18 protein-coding genes are annotated in these 19,420 nt (G+C 47.8%); 6 read left to right on the top strand and 12 right to left on the bottom strand.

The window, feature by feature from the left end:
* The first annotated feature begins 38 nt into the window (after positions 1 to 38).
* Together SGRA_RS04860 and SGRA_RS04855 are read left to right on the top strand one after the other, a co-directional pair.
* Positions 39 to 2,747: a D-alanine--D-alanine ligase family protein gene (locus SGRA_RS04860; protein WP_015691482.1), complete on the top strand. Its 2,709-nt coding sequence runs from the start codon at positions 39 to 41 to the stop codon at positions 2,745 to 2,747.
* Between the two features lie 361 nt (positions 2,748 to 3,108).
* Positions 3,109 to 4,242: a hypothetical protein gene (locus SGRA_RS04855; protein ID WP_015691481.1), complete on the top strand. Its 1,134-nt coding sequence runs from the start codon at positions 3,109 to 3,111 to the stop codon at positions 4,240 to 4,242.
* A 38-nt stretch (positions 4,243 to 4,280) separates the two neighbouring features.
* Here SGRA_RS04855 and SGRA_RS04850 read toward each other — a convergent pair whose 3' ends face one another.
* From SGRA_RS04850 to SGRA_RS04830, 6 genes are all read right to left on the bottom strand, one after another.
* Positions 4,281 to 5,081, bottom strand: a complete 801-nt coding sequence (locus SGRA_RS04850; protein ID WP_015691480.1) for a TraB/GumN family protein — start codon at positions 5,079 to 5,081, stop codon at positions 4,281 to 4,283.
* 4 nt (positions 5,082 to 5,085) lie between these two features.
* Positions 5,086 to 5,643: a thioredoxin family protein gene (locus SGRA_RS04845; RefSeq protein ID WP_015691479.1), complete on the bottom strand. Its 558-nt coding sequence runs from the start codon at positions 5,641 to 5,643 to the stop codon at positions 5,086 to 5,088.
* A 107-nt stretch (positions 5,644 to 5,750) separates the two neighbouring features.
* A complete protein-coding gene (locus SGRA_RS04840) occupies positions 5,751 to 6,233 on the bottom strand; it encodes a hypothetical protein (RefSeq protein ID WP_015691478.1) in 483 nt (160 codons plus the stop codon).
* Between the two features lie 5 nt (positions 6,234 to 6,238).
* Positions 6,239 to 7,045 (bottom strand): (Fe-S)-binding protein, encoded by an 807-nt coding sequence (locus SGRA_RS04835; protein ID WP_015691477.1) that lies wholly within the window; start codon positions 7,043 to 7,045, stop codon positions 6,239 to 6,241.
* A gap of 335 nt (positions 7,046 to 7,380) precedes the next feature.
* Positions 7,381 to 7,554 (bottom strand): hypothetical protein, encoded by a 174-nt coding sequence (locus SGRA_RS23765; RefSeq protein ID WP_015691476.1) that lies wholly within the window; start codon positions 7,552 to 7,554, stop codon positions 7,381 to 7,383.
* A gap of 341 nt (positions 7,555 to 7,895) precedes the next feature.
* Entirely contained in the window at positions 7,896 to 8,900 is a 1,005-nt protein-coding gene (locus tag SGRA_RS04830; protein ID WP_015691475.1) for a DUF1572 family protein, read from the bottom strand.
* 266 nt (positions 8,901 to 9,166) lie between these two features.
* On the opposite strand from SGRA_RS04830, the gene SGRA_RS04825 reads away from it, so the two are divergent.
* Entirely contained in the window at positions 9,167 to 9,892 is a 726-nt protein-coding gene (locus SGRA_RS04825; protein WP_245538638.1) for a phenylalanine 4-monooxygenase, read from the top strand.
* A gap of 186 nt (positions 9,893 to 10,078) precedes the next feature.
* Here the strand turns inward: SGRA_RS04825 and SGRA_RS04820 are convergent, their stop codons facing one another.
* Positions 10,079 to 11,293, bottom strand: coding sequence for a radical SAM/SPASM domain-containing protein (locus SGRA_RS04820; RefSeq protein ID WP_015691473.1), 1,215 nt, complete (start codon positions 11,291 to 11,293; stop codon positions 10,079 to 10,081).
* A gap of 212 nt (positions 11,294 to 11,505) precedes the next feature.
* Positions 11,506 to 12,183 (bottom strand): uridine kinase family protein, encoded by a 678-nt coding sequence (locus SGRA_RS04815; protein WP_245538637.1) that lies wholly within the window; start codon positions 12,181 to 12,183, stop codon positions 11,506 to 11,508.
* A gap of 160 nt (positions 12,184 to 12,343) precedes the next feature.
* Between SGRA_RS04815 and SGRA_RS04810 the strand changes: the two genes are divergently transcribed.
* Together SGRA_RS04810 and SGRA_RS04805 are read left to right on the top strand one after the other, a co-directional pair.
* The gene (locus SGRA_RS04810) at positions 12,344 to 13,717 is read left to right on the top strand and encodes an HlyD family secretion protein (RefSeq protein WP_015691470.1); all 1,374 of its coding nucleotides are present in this window, start codon (positions 12,344 to 12,346) and stop codon (positions 13,715 to 13,717) included.
* A gap of 2 nt (positions 13,718 to 13,719) precedes the next feature.
* Entirely contained in the window at positions 13,720 to 15,105 is a 1,386-nt protein-coding gene (locus SGRA_RS04805) for a TolC family protein (RefSeq protein ID WP_041329503.1), read from the top strand.
* 248 nt (positions 15,106 to 15,353) lie between these two features.
* Here SGRA_RS04805 and SGRA_RS04800 read toward each other — a convergent pair whose 3' ends face one another.
* Genes SGRA_RS04800 through ruvX form a run of 3 tightly spaced genes read right to left on the bottom strand, consistent with a single transcriptional unit; the run spans position 15,354 to position 17,092 of the window.
* Positions 15,354 to 16,067 (bottom strand): DUF4159 domain-containing protein, encoded by a 714-nt coding sequence (locus tag SGRA_RS04800; protein WP_015691468.1) that lies wholly within the window; start codon positions 16,065 to 16,067, stop codon positions 15,354 to 15,356.
* Positions 16,068 to 16,086: 19 nt separating this feature from the next.
* A complete protein-coding gene (def, locus tag SGRA_RS04795; RefSeq protein ID WP_002659672.1) occupies positions 16,087 to 16,644 on the bottom strand; it encodes a peptide deformylase in 558 nt (185 codons plus the stop codon).
* 37 nt (positions 16,645 to 16,681) lie between these two features.
* Positions 16,682 to 17,092 (bottom strand): Holliday junction resolvase RuvX, encoded by a 411-nt coding sequence (ruvX, locus tag SGRA_RS04790; protein WP_041329847.1) that lies wholly within the window; start codon positions 17,090 to 17,092, stop codon positions 16,682 to 16,684.
* Positions 17,093 to 17,248: 156 nt separating this feature from the next.
* On the opposite strand from ruvX, the gene SGRA_RS04785 reads away from it, so the two are divergent.
* A complete protein-coding gene (locus tag SGRA_RS04785) occupies positions 17,249 to 18,157 on the top strand; it encodes a PASTA domain-containing protein (RefSeq protein ID WP_015691466.1) in 909 nt (302 codons plus the stop codon).
* A 306-nt stretch (positions 18,158 to 18,463) separates the two neighbouring features.
* Here SGRA_RS04785 and SGRA_RS04775 read toward each other — a convergent pair whose 3' ends face one another.
* Positions 18,464 to 19,231, bottom strand: coding sequence for a 7-carboxy-7-deazaguanine synthase QueE (locus tag SGRA_RS04775; RefSeq protein ID WP_015691464.1), 768 nt, complete (start codon positions 19,229 to 19,231; stop codon positions 18,464 to 18,466).
* Between the last annotated feature and the right edge of the window lie 189 nt (positions 19,232 to 19,420).

The following is a 19,420-nucleotide window of genomic DNA, read 5'->3' as shown; positions in this document are numbered from 1 at the left end:
TACCTTTGCGCCCATCATTATAAATCTGCCTTGCACCTATGTTGAACATTGGAATATTTCTGGCTGGCCCCTCTCGAGAACGCGAAATCGCCTTTGCAGGTGGCCGGACCGTCTACGATAATTTAAATAAACAACTTTTTCGGCCCATCCCTATTTTTGTGGATAGTTTTGGCCAACTCTGCCTACTCGATTGGGAGTATCTCTATAAGGGCAGTATCCGAGATTTTTATCCCCCAGTAGAGGCACTGCCGCCTAGCCCACACCATTTTCAGATTTATGTGGAAAGCCTAGGCCTTTCTAAGCAGGCCTCTAAGGAGTTGCTGGCCCAAATTGGCCGCCCAATTAGCTTTAGCGAATTGCCCGAATTGATCGATTTTGCTTTTCTGAGTCTGCATGGCGAATGGGGCGAAGATGGTCAACTTCAAGGGATGTTAGAAGCTTTGGGGATTCCCTATAGTGGCTCTGGCATCCGAGCGAGTAGCCTGGGCATGGACAAAAGTTTCCAGAAGAAAATGATGCAGGCAGGCGGCTTTGAAAGTCCTCCCATCCAACAAATTTGGGCCAAAGACTGGAGCGGCGAATTGCCCAATCTGGAGCAGCTCAAAAAAGAGATGGGTTTCCCCTTGGTGGTCCGCCCTTCCAATCAAGGTTCTTCTATCGGTGTGCGTATTGTCGAGCAGGCTGAAGACCTTCTCGATGCCCTAGAAAATGCCTTTTTTGGCCTCGAAATTAGCGCCGAAGACTGGCAGCAAATGAGCCGAGAGGAGCAGATCCAATGGATGCGGAAATTGCTCGATATTCGCTCTGGCCTCGGCTTCCCGCTAGAGGTGGAAGGCCCAAAAAAAGATAAACAGTTGCTCTATCATCCCGAGCAATTATTGGCCCTACTCGATAAGGAATTGGGGCAGGGACATAGCCCCAAGCTCCGACTCCAAAGCCAATACCGAGAGGAAAGCGTTTTATTAGAGGGCTTTATTGAGGGCCGAGAGTTTTCCTGTGTCGTGATTCAAGATGAGGATGGCCAAGCCATTGCTTTGCCCCCCACCGAAATTATCAAGGGCAAAGAGCTTTTTGATTATCGCTCTAAGTATTTGGCTGGACTCTCGCGTAAGTTAACCCCTATTGATTTGCCCGAGGCCCAAATCCAAGCGATCCGCCAAGAGTGCGAACGGCTGTTCCGCTTTTTGGAGTTTGATGTTTATGCCCGAATCGATGGTTTTATTCAAGCCGATGGCCGCATTATTCTCAATGATCCGAATACGACTTCGGGCATGCTGCCTTCTTCTTTCTTTTTCCATCAAGCGGCCGAAATTGGCCTCAATCCCTCGCATTTTCTCAGTTTTATTATTCATCGCTCGCTTTTGGCCCGCAGCCGAAAATGCCTGCGCCCCAATAATTATGGCCAATTATTGGCCCGATTGGAAAGCGAGATGCAACGCCTAGAAGGAGAGGTTGCCGAACTCCAAAAGGTGGCGGTTATTCTAGGCGGTTATTCTTCCGAACGCCATATTTCGGTAGAAAGTGGCCGCAATATTTATGAGAAGTTGGCCAGCTCTGCAGATTATCTGCCTTTTCCCGTTTTCCTGACGGGCAAGGCGGAGGACCAACAGCTCTACGAATTACCAATCAACCTTTTGCTAAAGGATAATGCCGACGATATTCGCGATAAATTATTAAATTATAAGGTACATCCCATTATCCAAAAGATTCGCCAAGAAACGGCTCATATTGCTAATCAGTTTTCTGGCCGAAGTAGCCGCCTAGATCCCCGCTCGCTCTCTTTTGATGAATTAAGCGAGGAGACCCGTCTGGCCTTTATCGCTTTGCATGGCCGCCCCGGCGAGGATGGCGCGCTCCAAAGAGAGTTGGCCAAAAGAGGCATCGCTTTTAATGGTTCGGAGGCCGATTCTGCTGCCTTGACGATTGATAAGTACCAAAGTCTCCAAAAGCTGAAAGCCGCTGGCCTGCCCGTGACCGAGCAAATCCTTTTGAGCAAAAGCGATTATTTGGCCCAGCCTGAACAAAGTCTGCAGCAAGCAGGCGAAAAACTAGGCTGGCCCCTGATTGCCAAGCCAGTAGATGATGGCTGTAGCTCTGCCGTGAAAAAGATCAAAAATGAGGCGGAATTGGAGGCCTTTTTGGCGGCCCTTTTCCGTGAAGAGGATATTTTGCCAAAAATTGCCCAAGAGCGCCTAGCCATTTTGCCCAAAGAGGAGTTTCCCCAAAAGCAATATGCCCTTTTAGAGCAGTTGGTGGAGCAAAAAGATGCCCTGCATTTTCTGGAGGTGACCGTGGGCCTACTTTGTCATCATGAGGCCGATGGAAGCATCCGCTATGAGGTTTTTGAGCCTTCTGAAACCTTGGCTTCTGGCGAGATTTTATCGTTGGAAGAGAAGTTTTTGGCGGGAGAGGGACAAAATATTACCCCTGCTCGCTTGGCTGTTGGCGAACTTGAATATGCGCCCTTGGCGGCCCAAATTAAGGCCGATTTAGAGCAGGCGGCCCGCATTTTGGGGGTTACGGGCTATGCCCGAATCGATGCTTTTGTCCGCATTTATGCCGATGGCCGAGCCGAAACCCTGGTCATTGAGGTCAATTCTTTGCCCGGCATGACGCCCGCCACCTGCATCTTCCACCAAACGGCCATCAATGGTTATCAGCCCTTCGATTTTATTCGGCAGATTCTGACTTTTGGCCAAGAGCGACAAGCGCAAAACAGTTTGTTGTCTTCTTCTCAGGAGGATTAGGATGTTTTGGGGCCTCCGCTGCGGCTTCGCCTTGCGGCGCTACGTTTCGCAGCTCGCTGTTCGCTCGGCCCTTCGCCGCTTTCAGCGGCTCGGTCTGGCCTGACGGCCACTGCTGCACATCGCTAGGCCAAAATGGTATTGCTTCGCAATGATCTAATTAATTGTTTGGCCCTTCTTTGATAAAAATTTTAGGCTAAAGCGCTTGGCGGCTGGCCCTCGGCTGAGGGATGGATAAGGGTGGCCCGCAGGGCCAGACCGAGCAAAAAAGCGCAGCTTTTTTGCGAAGGGCCGAGCAGACCTGCGAGCCCTGACACAGCCCGACCCGCCCGCAGGGCGGGGCAGCCCCAAAATAAAAAAAAAGATGAAAATATATTCCGCTATATCCTTGATTGTCTGTTTGTTATTGTTTTCTTGTACCGAAGAGCAAGGCCAGGAACCGCTGCTAGAAGGGCCAGAAAAAGCGCCCAAAACCGCAGACAGCAGCCTATACATATCGACAGATGGGCAAGGAGCCAGCCTGAGCCTGAGCAGTCGAGAAGGGGAGTTGAAAGCGGCGCCAGATTGGGGGGCAAAAAGTTTGCGGAGCTACCACAAAGGCAGTAGTTTTCGGTATTTGGGGCGGATGAGCAAGGCCGAAAGTTTGATCCGTTTGGAGGGGGTGGACCATAGGGAGCCCTGGCTAGAAGTAGAGGCGGCAGATGGCTATAAGGGCTGGTTATTTGGGGGGAGTTTGAGCTTTGACAGCCTGCCCTCGGAGGATTTGCAGCGGCTTTGGTTAGATCGGCGTTTATACTTCTTTTTTGGCGACGAGTTGGCTGCGGAGGTCAAGCAATATCAGCGAGAAGCAGCAGAGATTCAGAGTTTGCCTGCTTTTCGGATGTTGTATAAAAAGGGCGAAAACCTAGAATTGGCCTTGGAGGAGCGGGTGAATGAGGCCTTGGCCTTAAGTTCGGCAGATAGTTTGGCCAATTTCTTTTGGTTGCAGCATGTACTGCCGGGTTATTTGGTCTATTTGCCAGCCCCCAAAACCGAATATCAGCTGTATCGGGATTACAGATTTTGGGGGAAGTTGGCCGAGCAGACGGCAGACAGCTTAGATGACCAATTGGTGGAGCTTTTTTATGCGGCCTATCCTTTAGACAGTTTGGGTTATTCTCTGGGGAGTTGGAGCATAGCTTTGTTGGAAGAAAATCGGGAATACAGCCTATTGGGTCGGGGGCAGCATTTGGCCCTTTTTGAGCGGCTGGATGCGCTTTATCAGAGCGATTTAAACTTAGATCAAGCCTTAGATCCCTTTAAGCAAAAGCTATTAGACGACATCTTTTTGACGGAGCACTACTGGTTGAGTCGGGAAGAAGTTTTGGCGGAGCTCCAAGCCATTTTGGCGGCGGACTTCTCTTGTTTGCAAAAATCGGAGAAAGTAGAATTATCGGCTCGCAAAGCCATGTTGGCCCAGGGGCAGGCAGAATTTGGGGGCTTAGAAAAGCTAGAGTAGGGGGCAAAAAAAGCGGCCGAAGGCCGCTTTGGGGAGCTTTAAAACAAAGGGCGTACTAAATAGCCTTTTTGTTTGAGGCTGCGCAACAAGCCCTGGCTGCCAATCAGATGATAGAGGCCAAGGACCATTAGGCTGGGGCCTTTTTTCATGAGTTTTTGCATACGGGGCAAAATGGCTTGGTTGCGTTGGAGGAGGATGACCCTTCTGCTTTTGCCCGAAACCTTTTGTTGTTGCTTGAGCAGGTAGGGCAGATTGCCTGCGGCATAAGCGTCTAGACTTTGCTGAAACTTCTTCCATTGTTTGCCTCTCTGACAGACAAATTTTTTGAGGGCCCAGATTTGAGGGGCTATGGGCAAGTTTTCAAAGACCGAGAGCATTTCCTCAAAGGTCTCTAGATTTTCAATTTGCAATTCTTCTGTTTGGGCCAACTGCAGGAGATAATGGTCTAAGGCCATGGGATAATCCTTAGCGCTTTTCCATTGGTTATAGAATTGGGGAATGAGCATAGGGCGGCTATGGACCAATTGGTCCAGCAAAAAAGGCATGCCCAATTCTTGAGCAAAGAGTTCTTGGAGCTTGCGCCAAATACTAGGCGAAACCAAGTCTGAAAGTTGTTGTCCTTGGGGAAGTTGTTGGGCCAAATGCAGCTGAAGCTGTTGTTCTTCATTTAGCGTTTGGCTATCAAACTCTAGGGCAAAGTATTCTACTTCTTTAAGCAAAGCAGTTAGTTGTTCTAGTCCGCCAAATACTCTTTGGTCGGTACTGTGCATACTGCCCAAGACAAAAGAGGGAGGCGCTTGGCCTCCCTGCTTTATTTCCCATAAAAATGCTTGATGCATAGGGTTATTTTTTCCATTTAATACCACAGCCGGCGCTAGGATATTGCGTTTCGCTAACGGCTTGTTTAGCGAGTACAGCATCTAGGGCGGCTCTTAAATCTGCGCCAGTTAGTGGCGTTCCGCTATTGGGACGAGAGTCATCTAGACGACCACGGTAGGCCAGTTTTGCTTCTCCATCAAAGAGGTAGAAATCGGGCGTACAGGCGGCATCATAGGCTTTGGCCACGCTTTGATCCTCATCATAGAGGTAGGGAAAGTCCCAGCCTTCTTCTTGGGCCAGTTCCTTCATCTTTTCGGGAGAATCATCGGGATAGTTCTCTACATCATTAGAGCTAATGGCGATAAAGCTAATTCCTTTTGCCTGATAATCTTGGGCTAGGCGTTTGAGCTCAGGCAAGATATGGATGACATAAGGGCAGTGATTACAAATAAAAAAGACAAGGGTTCCTTGATCAGATTGCAGCTCGCTTAGGCTTTTTCTTTGGCCCGAAACAGTATCAGGCAGTTGAAAAGCTGGAGCGGAACTGCCTAGGGGCAGCATATTAGAATGCGTAAGTGCCATAATTCTTTTTTTGTGAAGGGAGTGAGCTCCACTTCGGTTCTAAATGTTCTTCTCTCTTAAAAGCGGAGGAGGCCATATTTGTTTAAGGGCTAAGGATTAAACAAACCCTAAACAAAGTTCTTATGCCAACTCTCTTCTAGGGGAATTTCCCATTTGCTTTCTAGTTCGGCTTTGGTTTGGACCAAATTATTGAAAACGGGGCTATCCGCTTTGATTTTACCTTCAGCAAAGGCCGCGGCAAAATCAGTAGAGGGAAGGCCTTCAATTTGGCCCTCTTCATTGCGATACAAAAAGAACATCCGCTCAAAAAGGTCTTGGCCAGTAGCTTGGCTCATCTCCTTAATAAAAGCAACAGATTTATCAATAGAACAGCCACTAGCATCGGCTTGCTCTTCATCAACCATCAAGACCACAAAGTAATCTTGCAAAATCCCGCCCCAAGCTTTAAGTTGTCTTTGGTGGCTCAACCAAGAGCTGGCAAAGGCCTGTAGTTTGGGGTTCCATTCTGCCTGTTCTTCTGCAGTAAAAGGGCGCTGCCCCTGATAAATCCAAAGTCGGCTATTGGGCGAAAAGGCATCAAAATTGGCCATAAGGCTTACAGTTTATTGGCTTCTACAATCATTTCAGAAAGGTCAAGGACCATAATAGGACTTTGGCGCTTGTCATTTTCTGCTTTGAGTCCATCCTGAAGCATAGTAATGCAGAAAGGACAGTTGGCCGTAACATAGTCGGCCCCTGTAGCAATGACTTCCTCAGCCCGCTCCATATTAATTCGCTTGTCACCAGGCTCATTTTCCTTAAACATCTGGGCTCCACCCGCTCCGCAGCAAAGTCCCTTAGAGCGAGAACGCTGCATTTCAGTCAATTGGCCATCAATTTTCTCCAAAATAGCTCTAGGCGCTTCATAAATATCATTGGCTCGACCTAAGTAGCAAGAGTCATGGTAAGTCAGGGTCTTGCCTGCAAAGCTACCGCCTTCTACAGTCAATTTACCCTCCGCCAATAGACTTTGAATGAGCTGGGTGTGATGCAATACCTCAACCCCTTCTAGACCCAAAACAGGATACTCATTTTTTAGAATATTGAAGCAGTGCGGACAAGTCGTCACGATCTTCTTCACATTATACATCTTGAGCGTTTCGATGTTTTGCATGGCTTGCATCTGAAAGATGAACTCGTTTCCAGCTCGGCGAGCAGGGTCTCCAGTACAACTTTCTTCTTTGCCCAAAATGGCAAATTCTACCCCCGCCGCCGAAAGCAGCTTGCTAAAGGCCACAGTTACTTTTTTGGCTCTATCGTCAAAGCTGCCTGCGCAACCTACCCAAAAAAGGACCTCGGGCTCTTGGCCCGCAGCAGCCATATCGGCCAAGATGGGAATATGTAGTTTCTTTTTAGTAGACATTTATCATTGATATTTGGTGGTTCTGATTTTTGCTTTGCCTATATATGAAAATATTGGATGATTATACCCTAATTTTCTAGTAAAATACAGCGCTTTGTGTAAAAATGTTTTGATTAGTTGACTAATTAGTCGATTCCTGAGGCTTAAATTTCTATCATTTAAAAATAGCTAATTCGATTAAATTAAATTTTTTTAAACCAAATTAAACGAGACTTATGTTTTTGATTTCCAGTACTTTGCATTAATTTCCCGTTTAAATCCCGTTTAAATCCCGTTTAAATCCCGTTTAAATCCCGTTTAAATCCCGTTTAAATCCCGTTTAAATCCCGTTTAAATTAAACGAGTTGCCATTCTCGGTTTTCATTTAGCTTAATTAGTGAGTTGCGCTTCATCTTTTGCAACATATTTCTGATTTTATTTTCTTTCTGTTTGGGAGCTAAAATTTCAGGTAATTTATCGAGTAGTAGTTTTTTAAGGTCAGCGCTACTAGCTACTTGAAATTTATTCAAATATTGAATAATTAACTGTTCATAAAACTTATCGTCAATCCCTCTTTGCTTTATATACCTTGCTTTATCTCCCGATGCTTTAGCTACTTCTGAGGAAATATGAAAGTTGGGCTTTCTTCCCTCGATTAGTTTCTTGGCTTTTAAGGATTTAATTTCCTCATCCGTTAATAGTTTTTGCTTGGCTACCTTATCCAGCAGAATAATTTCCTCATCTGCGCTATTATAGGCTCAAGTCTCCACCTCCAGCCTAGGTTCATTTACAACTGCTCAATATCCAGCTTTTTCAAAAAAAATCATAGCAAAGCGGGCCTTTTCTTCCTCAGAATAAGCCCGCCCAAACGCTAGTCTTCTCTTTCGTTTTCCTCTCGCATCATCTGGTTGTATTCCGCCGATTTGCCTCTGGGAATAGAAAGACTTTCCCAAGGATCTTGTTTAAAGATGCGAGCAAAAAGTACAATCTGGCCAATATGATAACTATAATGAGCCAGTTGCCGATCTATCGCCTGCCAAACATAATGCTCCTCACCATGAATGTAAACATTGCGGTCCCAGTCTTTGGCCTCCAATTGGTCTAGCGCATTGAAAAGAAACAACCAGCCCTCTTCCCAGTAGTCCATCACCGCTTTGCGGTCCTTGAGGTATAGCTCAAATTCATTGTCTCTGTTTCGCCAGTCTTTCTCGCCATCCGTGTTCAAAAAGTCGGTCCAACGAGAACGCATGTTGCCCCAAAGGTGCTGCACAATAATGGCTATGCTGTTTTGATCAGCAGAAAATTGCCGAAATAACTCGGCCTCGGGCAGCTGCTGCATGGCTCTTTCTCCCAAGGCTTTGTACTGACGAAACTGGATTTTCTTAAATTCCATCTGGGTCTGAAAAAGAGCCAATTCCTGAACAGTATAAGGGTTGTCGTCTTCCTCTTCCTCCAATGGCAAAGGCGCCATTTCCAACATATTGGTCAATTCTTCCAATAAAGAAGCCGGCTCCTGCCAAACTTCCTGCAGTTGCGGCCCCAATTCCAAAAGCTGCGGCTCAGCAGGCCCTTCTAAGGCCCGGTCCAAAAGGTAGAGCTTCCAAATTTGCCCGTTCAAAACCAATAAGGCCTCATCCAAATCTCCCCAAAGTTCTGCCAGACTCAATTCTAAAATGGATTGCTCCTGCTCTCTTTGCGCAGGCCCCGCCGTGATTTTTCGCTCATTAAACAAAAAATGAATGTCCTCTTCCCGATAAAGGTCCAAGATCGTTTCTAATGAGTTGAGCAAAAGACTAGCCTCCGCCTCCTCGGGCAATGAAAATTCTGCCCAAAGTTGCCCATCCTGTGAAAGTCGAATGTGATAATGTGTGTGCATAGGATTAATTTGAGTTCAATGACAAAAAACTAATAAAAAACTTGGATTTTCGCAAAAGGCCTGCTTTCTTTGCCCTTATTCCTTAAAACGCTTGATTTAGAGCGCTTAAGATAATCAAAGATGAAACAAACTCAATTACAGCGCTATTATTATGCTGCTCTGCCCCCGCTAGAGTAAGCGTTCTATTGCCTGTCTAAAGATACATTTATACTTTAATACAGCCCGCTTTCTCTAAGCAGAAAGCGGGTTTTTTTATGCGCAAAATCATGATGCAGCAAAATTATGAGGCTTATCAAGCCGAAGATCAAGCCGTTTGGCAACTTTTGTTCAAACGCCAATGGGAAAACCTAGAAGATAAGGCGGTGCCCGAACTCTGGCCCGCCCTAAAGGCCGCCCAATCGGCCCTAAATGGCCAAGCTATTCCCAATTTTAAAGAGCTTTCGCCCCTGCTCCAAAAAGAACAGAATTTTAGTATCGAGCTGGTGCCCGGCCTGATTCCCGTAGAGGAGTTTTTTGCCCTACTGGCCCAACGCCGATTCCCCTCTTCTTGCTGGCTCCGAAAAATGGAGGAACTCGATTATCTGGAGGAACCCGATATGTTTCACGATACTTTTGGCCATATTCCCCTCCTCTTTAATGCCCAATATGCCGACTTTATGCAGGAGTTCGGCCGCATCGGCTTGCAAGTCGCTCATCTGCCCGATGCCGTGGCCGCTCTCGAACGCCTATATTGGTTTACTATCGAGTTTGGCGTTTGCAAAAATGCTCAGGGCCAAGCCATTTATGGGGCAGGCATTTTGTCCTCTTTCGGCGAAAGTATTCAGGTCCATAAAGGCCAAAATTGCGAGTTCCGCCCCTTTCTGCTCGAAAGCGTTTTGAAACACCATTTTCATAAGCACGAAATGCAGTCGGTCTATTATTATCTAGACAATTTTCAGTCGCTTTTTGGCCTGCTCAAATCTGTGGAGCAACGCTTGCTAGCCCTAGCTTAATTTGTTTATAATTACTGGGTTTTGGGGCCCGCGGCCAGCTTCGCTGGCCGCCGCTATGCTCCGCGGCTCGCAGGTCTGCTCGGCCCTGCGCGGGCTTCGCCCGCTGGGTCTGGCCTGCGGCCACCGCTGCGCAGCGCTGGGCCGCTCATCTCCCTTTTTCAGGCTAAAGGCTGTTCTTCGGCCCGCCTAAAGTTTGTAGCTTTTCCATTGCCCGTTTTGGTCCTTAATCCGAAATTGGCGACTGGGACCCGCCTGCCGCTTTTGGATGTTGTCAAAAACAGCCTTTAAAGCCACTTCTTTTTCCTGATAATAGGCAAAGCGCATTTTGGTCGGCAGGCAGTCCAAATTGGCTTGCTCCTCGGAGCGGAGAATGAAGGCCTGACAGCCATAACCGCAGACTTTTTGGGCGGGACAACTTTCGCAATCGTACCAGTTTTCTGGCTTTTGCGCATGAAAGTCGGCAATTTTCTGGGCCAATTGCTTTTTTTCTTTTCGGCTGGCTTGTCGCTGCTCAGAAAGATGGCCCAAATAGTAAGCCGGCTCGTTCCAAGCAAAGCGCCCACAAGGCAACAAATGCCCCTCTGGCGTAATCCCCAAAGCCGAACGGCCCGCCCCACAGGTTTTTTCATGGCAAAGGGTGCTTTGCGCTTGCTCTGGCTCAAAATAACGGCCCAACTCTAAGGCAATATTACTCTCTATGAGTGCCTGTCCTTGGGTCGCTATCATATAATCAATAATGGCTTTTTGGGCCATAAAAATTTGCTCGGCCTGCAGTGGGGGCTGCCCATGGGCAGCCCCCACTGGCGTGACCACATTGGCCTTAAAAGAGCGCTGCTTGGCCTCGCTCCACAGCCATTCGCAAAGGGTATAAAAGTTGGGGTAGTTGCTGCTGTTGATGGTGGCCAAAACCCCCGCTTTGACCTTGGCGGCCTGTAGGCGTTTAAAGTTCTTGAAGACCTTGGTCTCGCCTCCTCGCTGGCTGTCGTCTAGCAGGAAAACGGGCTGGTCCAAACTCACCCCCAAGGCTATCTTATAGCGCTGAAATAACTGAATATACTCCTCTTTTAGACGGACCAAATTGCTTTGCATGGCAAAATGAACCGTTTTTCCCCATTTTTTGGCCTGGCTCAAGGCATAATCTAGGCCCTCCTCATACCAAGGAATGGGCAAGAGGGTAGGCTCGCCCCCATGAAAAAGAAAAGTGAGTTGAGGAGAAGAAGTTTGGCCCAAACTCAAATCTACCAGCTCTTTAAACTGCTCAATAGACATATCTTGGCCCGTTTTGCTTACTTTCTCATAGCAATACAAACAATCTAAATTGCAGCGATAAGTCACTTTGACAATCAAGGTACTAACAGCCGAAAAGGCCGAGGGCGGAGCAGAAAAAAGGCGTGAAAACATGGGCAAAGGGTTGGGGAGTAAAGAGCAGCCTGAAAAAAATGGCCCCGGCCTAGGGATGTGTAGGGGTGGCCGCAGGCCAGACCGAAGCGCGCAGCGCTGAAGGGCCGAGCAGCGCTGCGAGCCCCGCAACAGCCCGGCGAGCCCCGCAACAGCCCGGCGGGCCCTTGCCGCAGCGCAGCAAGGCAAAAGGGGCCCGCAGGCCCCAAAAAAACTTAATCCTCTACTTCTTGCAGATAATTATTGATAAAGCCCTTAAAGACCTGAAGGCCAGCATCAAACTTATGGTTATTATTGATGAGCAAATCGGCCTGCTCCTTAATGGGCGCAATATACTGTCGGTAGGTGGGCATCACATGATGCTCATAGCGGTAAAGCACATCTTCTAGGGGATAATTGCGCTCAATGCGGTCCCGCTTGATCCGGCGAGAAAGGGCCGTAGACTCGCTAGTGTAGAGAAAGACCTTGAGGTCGATCAGGTCGGCGACTTGAGGATAGTGAAAGACAAAAATACCCTCTAAAATAAGGATGGGCGCCGCCTTAAATTTAAGCATTTTGGGTTGGACCAAAGGATTATTGAAGGTATATTCCTTTCGTTCTATATCTTGGCCTGCAATCAGCTGGCGGACATCTCGCTCTAGTTCTTCGGCATTGATGGAAGAGGGGAGGTCAAAATTGAGGACCCCCTGTTCATCGGCTTTTTGTTCTTCTCTGGGGCGGTAGTAGTGGTCCGCCGAGAGGATACAAATTTGCTCTTTGCCAAATTCTTGTTCTAAAGCAGATAAAAAAGTGGTTTTGCCCGAGCCACTTCCCCCGGTAATCCCTATAACATAAGGTTTTTTCATAGCTGAATGCGCAATTCTCGATTTTTTGATCAAAATTATCGCTGCCAAAGATAGGGCCTTTTTGCGGAAGCCACAAATTTAGCCTAAGGCCATCGGGCAGAGAAAAGGCTGTTAAAAAAAACTAATATCCCCATAGAAATTCAACCTTATTTTGTATTTATGGTTAGTTTGCAAACAATTGCCATCTACAAAAAACAATAACCCTTATATGCTCAACATTTCTCCTAGCGATTCGCTGCCTATTCAGCGGATTAAGCAATATCCCGCCTTTAAGAAGGTGAGTACGCCCAAGAGTAGGCGTTGGTTGCTCTATACCTTATTGTCGCTCTTTATTCTCTTGTTTTCTATGGCTTTTTTGCCTTGGACGCAGAACATACGGGCCAAGGGAAAAGTGACTTCTTTGCGGCCAGAAGATCGGCCTCAGTCGGTTTACCCGATTATTCCGGGGCGGATTGAGCAATGGTATGTGCAGGAAGGCGATACGGTGCATGCGGGAGATACACTGGTGCGTTTATCGGAAATTAAGGTCGCCTATATGGACCCTGAGCTAGTACAGCGGACCGATGAGCAGTTGGTGGCTAAATCTTCTTCTGTGGTATCTTATCAGCAGAAGGCGGAGGCTTTGGCGCAGCGTATTCGCTTGTTGCGAGAGGCGCAGCAGCTCAAGTTGGAGCAGGCGGAAAACAAGCTCAAGCAGGCCAAATTTAAGATTGCCTCGGATAGTGCAAAGTTGGAGGCGGCCAAAATGGCCCAAAACATTGCAGAAAAGCAATTTTTTCGGACCGATACGCTTTATCAGAAGGGCCTAAAATCATTGACCGAATGGGAGGGCAAGCGCAATAAAATGCAAGAAACGGAGGCCAAGCTGAATGCAGCAGAAAATAAGCTAGAGCTATCAAAAAATGAATACCTCAATGCTAAAATTGCACTCAATAGCATTCGGGCAGATTATGGCGATAAATTGGCCAAGGCGGAGTCGGATCGTCTTTCGGCTTTGACGGCGGGTTTTGACAGCCAAGAAAAAGTGGCCAAGTTGAAAAACACCAAGGCCAATTATCAGAATCGGCAGCAGTTTTACTACATTTTGGCCCCTCAGGATGGCTTTGTCTCTAAGATTTATAAAAAGGGAATTGGCGAGACCTTGAAAGAAACGGAGCAATTGCTTGCGGTGGCACCACTTTCGCCTCCCCCTGCTGTAGAAATATATGTGCGGCCAATGGATTACCCCCTACTTCAGAAAGGGGAGACAGTCATCTTTACCTTTGATGGTTGGCCGGCCTTTGTTTTTGCGGGCTGGCCCAATCAGTCGGTAGGTACCTTTAAAGGAAAGGTCTATGCGGTAGATAATGCCGTAAGTGATAACTCTATGTTTAGAGCCTTGGTGATTCCGGATCCCTATGCGGCCAAAGATTGGCCCAAGGGCTTGCGGGTGGGCGCAGCGGCAGAAGCTCGAATTTTGCTCAAAGATGTTTATTTGGGCTATGAAGTTTGGCGGCAGCTCAATGGTTTCCCGCCAGATTACTACGAAATCAACTATGAAAAAGTAAAAATGAAAGCTCCTGTCAATCAGCTCAAAAAATAAGCATGTCGTTGAAATCCTTTTTTTTAGCGGCGGCCCTTTTGCTGCTGCTTTTTCCGCTTCGGGCACAAGACAGCCTGAGCTACCAAAGTCTTATAGAAAATGCAAAGCTTTACCATCCCTTGAGTCGACAAATTCAGCTTTTGGAGCAGACGGCCGAGGCGGAGTTGCGTAAGGCTAGGGGAGGGCTAGACCCTAAGTTGATGGCCAAATGGGACCAAAAGCAATTTAAGAGCAAGGAATATTATGATATTTTTGAAAGCTACTTGCAACTGCCTAGCATTTGGGGCATTAACCTTCAGGCGGGTTATCGTTTGGCAGAGGGTTACTACCTCAATCCGGCCGATCAGTTGCCAGCGGCGGGGCAGGCTTTTTTGGGTGTAGAGGTCCCCATTCTCAATGGATTGATACAGAACGAGCGCCGCAATGCAATTCGGCAGGCAAAATTGCTTCAATCGCAGAATCAGGCCGAGCAATTGGCCCAAATTAACCAATTGCTCTATGATATTTCTGCAGACTATTGGGGCTGGTCCTACAAGCAGGCCTGTTTGGCTGTTTATGAAGAAAACCGAGAAATTCAGGCTACACAATTGTCGCAGTTGCGCGACCGTTTTTTGCAGGGAGACATTGCGGCCATAGACACCTTAAAGGGCTTTATTCAGTGGCAGGATGCTGGCCTCAAGCAATTGGAGGCGCGTTTGGCTAGTGAGCAAGCGGCCTTAAAGGTAGAGCGGCATCTTTGGGGGGAAGAGCTAGAAGAAAAGAGTTTGCCCTTGGGCAGTTTGGCTCAATCTATTTTGGCCTTGCCTCTAACCCCCTTAGATAGTAGTGATTTGGAGGGCTTGTTGGCCCGTTTGGAGCAGCAGCCCGAGCTACAAAGCTATGCTTTTCAGCAGCAGGGCTTGGAGCTAGAAGAGCGCTTAAAGGCCAATAAATTATTGCCCAAAATTAAGTTGAAGTATAACTTTTTGGCTGGAGAAAGTCTGCAATTTGGCCAAGGGAGTCCTTTGGAGTATTATAAATTGGGCGTACAGCTCGAGCATCCTATTTTGATGCGCAGCGCCCGAGGTGATTTGGCCCTCAATCGGCTGAAGCAGCAGAAGCTGGACTTCAAATATCGCTTTAAGCAAAGAGATTTACAGACCAAGCTCAAAAGCTATTTTATGGCCCTACAGCAGGCGGTAGAGCAGGCCCAATTGGCCGATGAACTAGTAGAGAATTACCGCAGATTGGTGGTAGCGGAAAGAGAAAAATTTATGCTGGGCGAGTCGGATATATTTATTGTCAATACTCGACAGCAGCAATATGTAGAGGCCCAATTGAAGGCCCTAAAGTTGCGTTACAACTACATTAAGAGCCGCATAGCTTGGCAGTGGGCCAGCAATTGGTAAGTGGTGGCAAAAAGCAACTCAAAAGGGCGAGCTAGATTTATCTAGCTCGCCCTTTTTTTGGACCTAGAGGGCGCGAAGCGCCCTGGCTGAGGGATGGGCAAGGGTGGCCGAAGGCCAGACCGAAGCGGCAAAGCCGCTGAAGGGCCGAGCAGACCTGCGAGCCCTGAGACAGCCCGACCCGCCCGCAGGGCGGGGCAGCCCCAAATAAAAAAGCTACTGAAATAGATTCCAGTAGCTAATTTATGGCTTTAATACTCAAAAGCGTATTGGACCAAATTGGCCCCCATTTGCAAAGAAAGCAAGCGTTTTTCTTCGGGGTCGTTATGGACCTCTTGGTCCTCCCAACCATCGCCTAAATCCGTTTCATAGCTATAGTAGCAAACCACTCGGCCCTCCCAGAGCAAGGCAAAACCCTGAGCGGGCTTATCGTCATGCTTATGGATTTTGGGAATACCGCCTTTAAACTTATAATTCATATTATAAATAGGGTGGTCGTAGGGCAGCTCCACAAAATCTAGTTCGGGAAAGACCTTTTTCATGGCTGGGCGGATAAAAGGGTCCATGCCATAATTATCGTCGATATGCAAAAAGCCGCCAGAGATCAGATAGGTTCTGAGGTTTTCGGCTTCGGCATCTGAGAAAACGACATTTCCGTGGCCCGTCATGTGGAGAAAGGCGTAATCAAAGATTTCGGCGCTAGCTACATCTACGGTGGCATAATCTAGCTCGAAATTGCTATAGAGTTTTTGCTTGCAAAAGCTGGCCAAATTGGGCAGTGCGGTGGGGTTGGCGTACCAATCTCCGCCCCCTTTATATTTGAGCAGGCCCATTTTGAGGGTAGCTTGATTATTTTGTGTTTTGGCTTGTGTAGTTTGCGCCTGTTTAGAGAGGGTAATTCTAGGCATTTGAGCCATCAGCTGAGCAGAGAAAAACAAGCAGCAAGCAATTCTGAGTACAAACATTGGGGAGGCGTTTTTTAGATTAGCGGCGGGCAAAAACCATTTTATAGCGGCGTGGGATATCGCCCGTCTGAATTTTATCGAGCCGCTTTTTGAGCATTCTTTTCTTCATTGGCGAGAGGTAATCGGTAAATAGCACCCCCTCGATATGGTCATACTCATGTTGGATGACCCGAGCATTGAGGCCATCAAATACCTTTTCTTTGAGCTCAAAGTTTTGGTCGTAGTATTCGATGCGAACTTGGGCTTTTCGCTTCACTTTTCCGTGAATATTGGGAATACTTAGGCAGCCCTCCTCATAGGTCCAAGGCTTACCAGCTTCCTCAATAATAATGGGGTTGATAAAGACCTCTTTCAGGCCTTTTTCGCCATTTTTTTCTTCATCTAGTTGTAGGGTATCTACCAAAAAGAGGCGAAGGCTTTGGCCCACCTGTGGGGCCGCAATCCCCATGCCACCTGCATGGTACATGGTTTCCCACATGTTTTCGATGAGCTCTTCTAGGCCCTTAGAGTTGTTTTCTATTTCTTGGCACTCTTTGCGCAAGACAGGATGCCCGTAGGCATAAATTGCTAATTTCATACTGTTGTATACATCAATCAAATGGAGGCCGAGCCTCTTAAAGAAATCCCATATATTCTTGCAAGATAATGGCGGCACTTACTTGGTCGACTAGGCCTTTTTCTTGGCGCTTTTTCTTTTTCTTGACCGAAAAACGGATGACCTCTTTGGCCATCTGAGAGGTAAAGTGTTCGTCTTGGCGGTGTACCGCTAAGTTGGGAAAGCGCTTTTGCAATTTTGCAATAAAATCCAAAATTTGGGCCTCTTGCGGGACAGGCTGCCCATCTTTTTGCAGCACTTGGCCCACTACCAAAGCCTCTACCTCTTCCTCTTGCAAATAGTTGCAAAGGTAGTCATATAGCTCCTCTGTGGCCACTGTACAAAGTGGAGAAGCAATCAGTTGCAGGGGGTCGGTGGTGGCCAAACCCGAGCGTCTTTTTCCGTAATCTAATGCCATTATTCTTGCCATGCCGCCAAGATAAGTATTTTTCCTAAAACAATTTTGTAGGGCTTTGGTTGGCCGGCAGATTCTTTGGGCCGATAAACAAGGAAGAAAAAAGTTGGACTGGACCAAAAATAAGTTCTATTTTTGAGCCTGATTTAAACCTTCTAAGTCCTCATTCTCATGAAATCTTTTTTTAAGTTTTTATACTATTTCCTAAGCTCTAAGCTCTTCCTCAAGAATATGGGGATGATGATTGGCATTGCGCTGCTGAGCTTTGTGCTGCTCTTTTGGCTCATTCTCCCCTCCTACACCCGCCATAATGAGTCTATTGAAGTACCCGATATTAAGGGCCTTTCGGTCAAAAATGCCGAGCGACAACTCAAAAGCCGAAAGCTCCGATTAGTTGTTACCGATACGATTTATAACGCAAAACGAAATCCTGGCATTATCCTCAAACAATCCCCCGAGGCCAATAGCCGAGTGAAGCCCAACCGAAGCATCTACCTGACCGTAAACGCCAATAGCGCTCCCCCTGTCAATATTTATTATAATGAGATTATTGGCCGCCCGCTCAATTTTGTCGAGAAGAAATTTAAGGCGCTCGGCCTAAAAATTGGCCAACTGAAGTATGTAGATGGAGGCGGAGAAAATACGGTGGCCGCCGCTTATACCAAAGATAAAACCCTGATCTTTAAGGAGGCCGACCCCAGTAAGGGAGAACGCCGACCCAAGCAACCTTATCAGCTCAAACAAGGCGATAAGGTAGACCTAGAGCTCTATAAAGGAAAAGATAGCGGCAAAAAATTGGTCCCCGACCTGAGCTGCAAAACCTTCTCAGAAGCCGAGTTTATCATTAAGGGCAATGCCTTTTATCTGGGCACGGTGAGCTATGGCCCAAATATCATCGATACTATGAATGCCTATGTGGTTCGACAGTCGCCTTCTGCCGCTTCTCGAGCCAGTATGGGCGCCGGAATTGACATCTGGCTGCTGGCCGAAAAACCAGAGGTCTGCCAAGAGTTTGAACAGCAAGATGAGCCCAGCAATGGAGATACCTTTGACGATGATTTTGGCGGAGTTGGCCAATAGTTACCGAAATAGCCTGCTAGATATCATGACTAGGAGGCTATTTTTTTGGGGCCTCCTGTCTTCGGCAGGCGGTTACTCCCTTTGGTCGTCGAACTGCGCCCTAAAGGGCTTGTTGTCGTTTCGCAGCTCGCTGCTGTTTTTGGGCCTCCGCCTCGCTTCGCTCGTCGGCGCTACGTTTCGCAGCTCGCTGTTCGCTCGGCCCTTCGCCAGCAAGCTGGCTCGGTCTGGCCCTGCGGGCCACTGCTGCACATCGCTAGGCCGTTTGGCCTTCGGCCAAAGGGCCGACTCGCCCTGGGCCAATTTTTTTTAAACGCCTGTTAGTTGGTCCCAAATTTCTACATGTAGGCGGCTACACATTCTAATTTGCTCCCGAATACAAATTTCGGCCACCATTTTATTGCGTTCGAGCAAGGCGGCTAGGCTATCGGCAGCGGGCATAAGGACCAATTGCTCCTTTTTGATGAGGCCTTTGTCTAAGAAATCGCTTTGTATTTCTTCAAAGTCGCTGGCTTGGGCAATCACAAACTTAAAGATGGTTCCAGCTTCTTGGGCCAAGCCCTTTAGGGCCTTAGGAACAATGCGTTTTTTTGCTGGCATGCCCGAGTTTTGGAGTTTTGGGGAACAATTCCAGTAACTGACTCTTTCTAATAGGGGAGCAGAGGGCAGAAAACAACCATTGGTTTCTACCTCAATAATAGGACGAAGTCCTTGCCGCTCTGCTTCTAAAAAGGCCAAAAAGGCCGCAATGCGCTTATCTTGTAAGAGCGGTTCTCCTCCCGTAATGACCAAATGCACCCCCTGGCTTAGGCGCTGGCTAAACTGCAACTCATCGTCTAGGCGCTGCAGCAATTGGGCAAAGGGAAGACTTTCGCCCTTCATCCAGACCTCCATTGTATCGCAAATCCAGCTAGCGCCATCATGCAATTGGCCGTCTTTTTCGGCCCCTTTGCCCCCGCAAATGAGATTGCAGCCCGAGAGGCGGAGAAAAATGGCAGGCACCCCCATCGTTTGGCCCTCTCCCTGAAGGCTGTAAAAGTATTCGCTAACGGCAAGTAAATTGGGTGTAGTAGACATGATCGGAGAAGATTTTAGCTAAAAAGATAGGGTAGGCGGGACCAATTGGCCTAGCGATGTGCAAGGGTGGCCGAAGGCCAGACCGAGGCGCTGCAAGCGCTGAAGGGCCGAGCAGACCTGCGAGCCCTGAAACGTAGCGCCGACGAGCGAAGCGAGGCGGAGGCCCCAAAAAAACAAAAAAAATAACTG

The organism is Saprospira grandis str. Lewin, from assembly GCF_000250635.1.
GTDB lineage: Bacteria > Bacteroidota > Bacteroidia > Chitinophagales > Saprospiraceae > Saprospira > Saprospira grandis.
The sequence above is the reverse complement of the archived record's forward strand: the minus strand, read 5'-3'. Positions and strand labels throughout refer to the sequence as shown.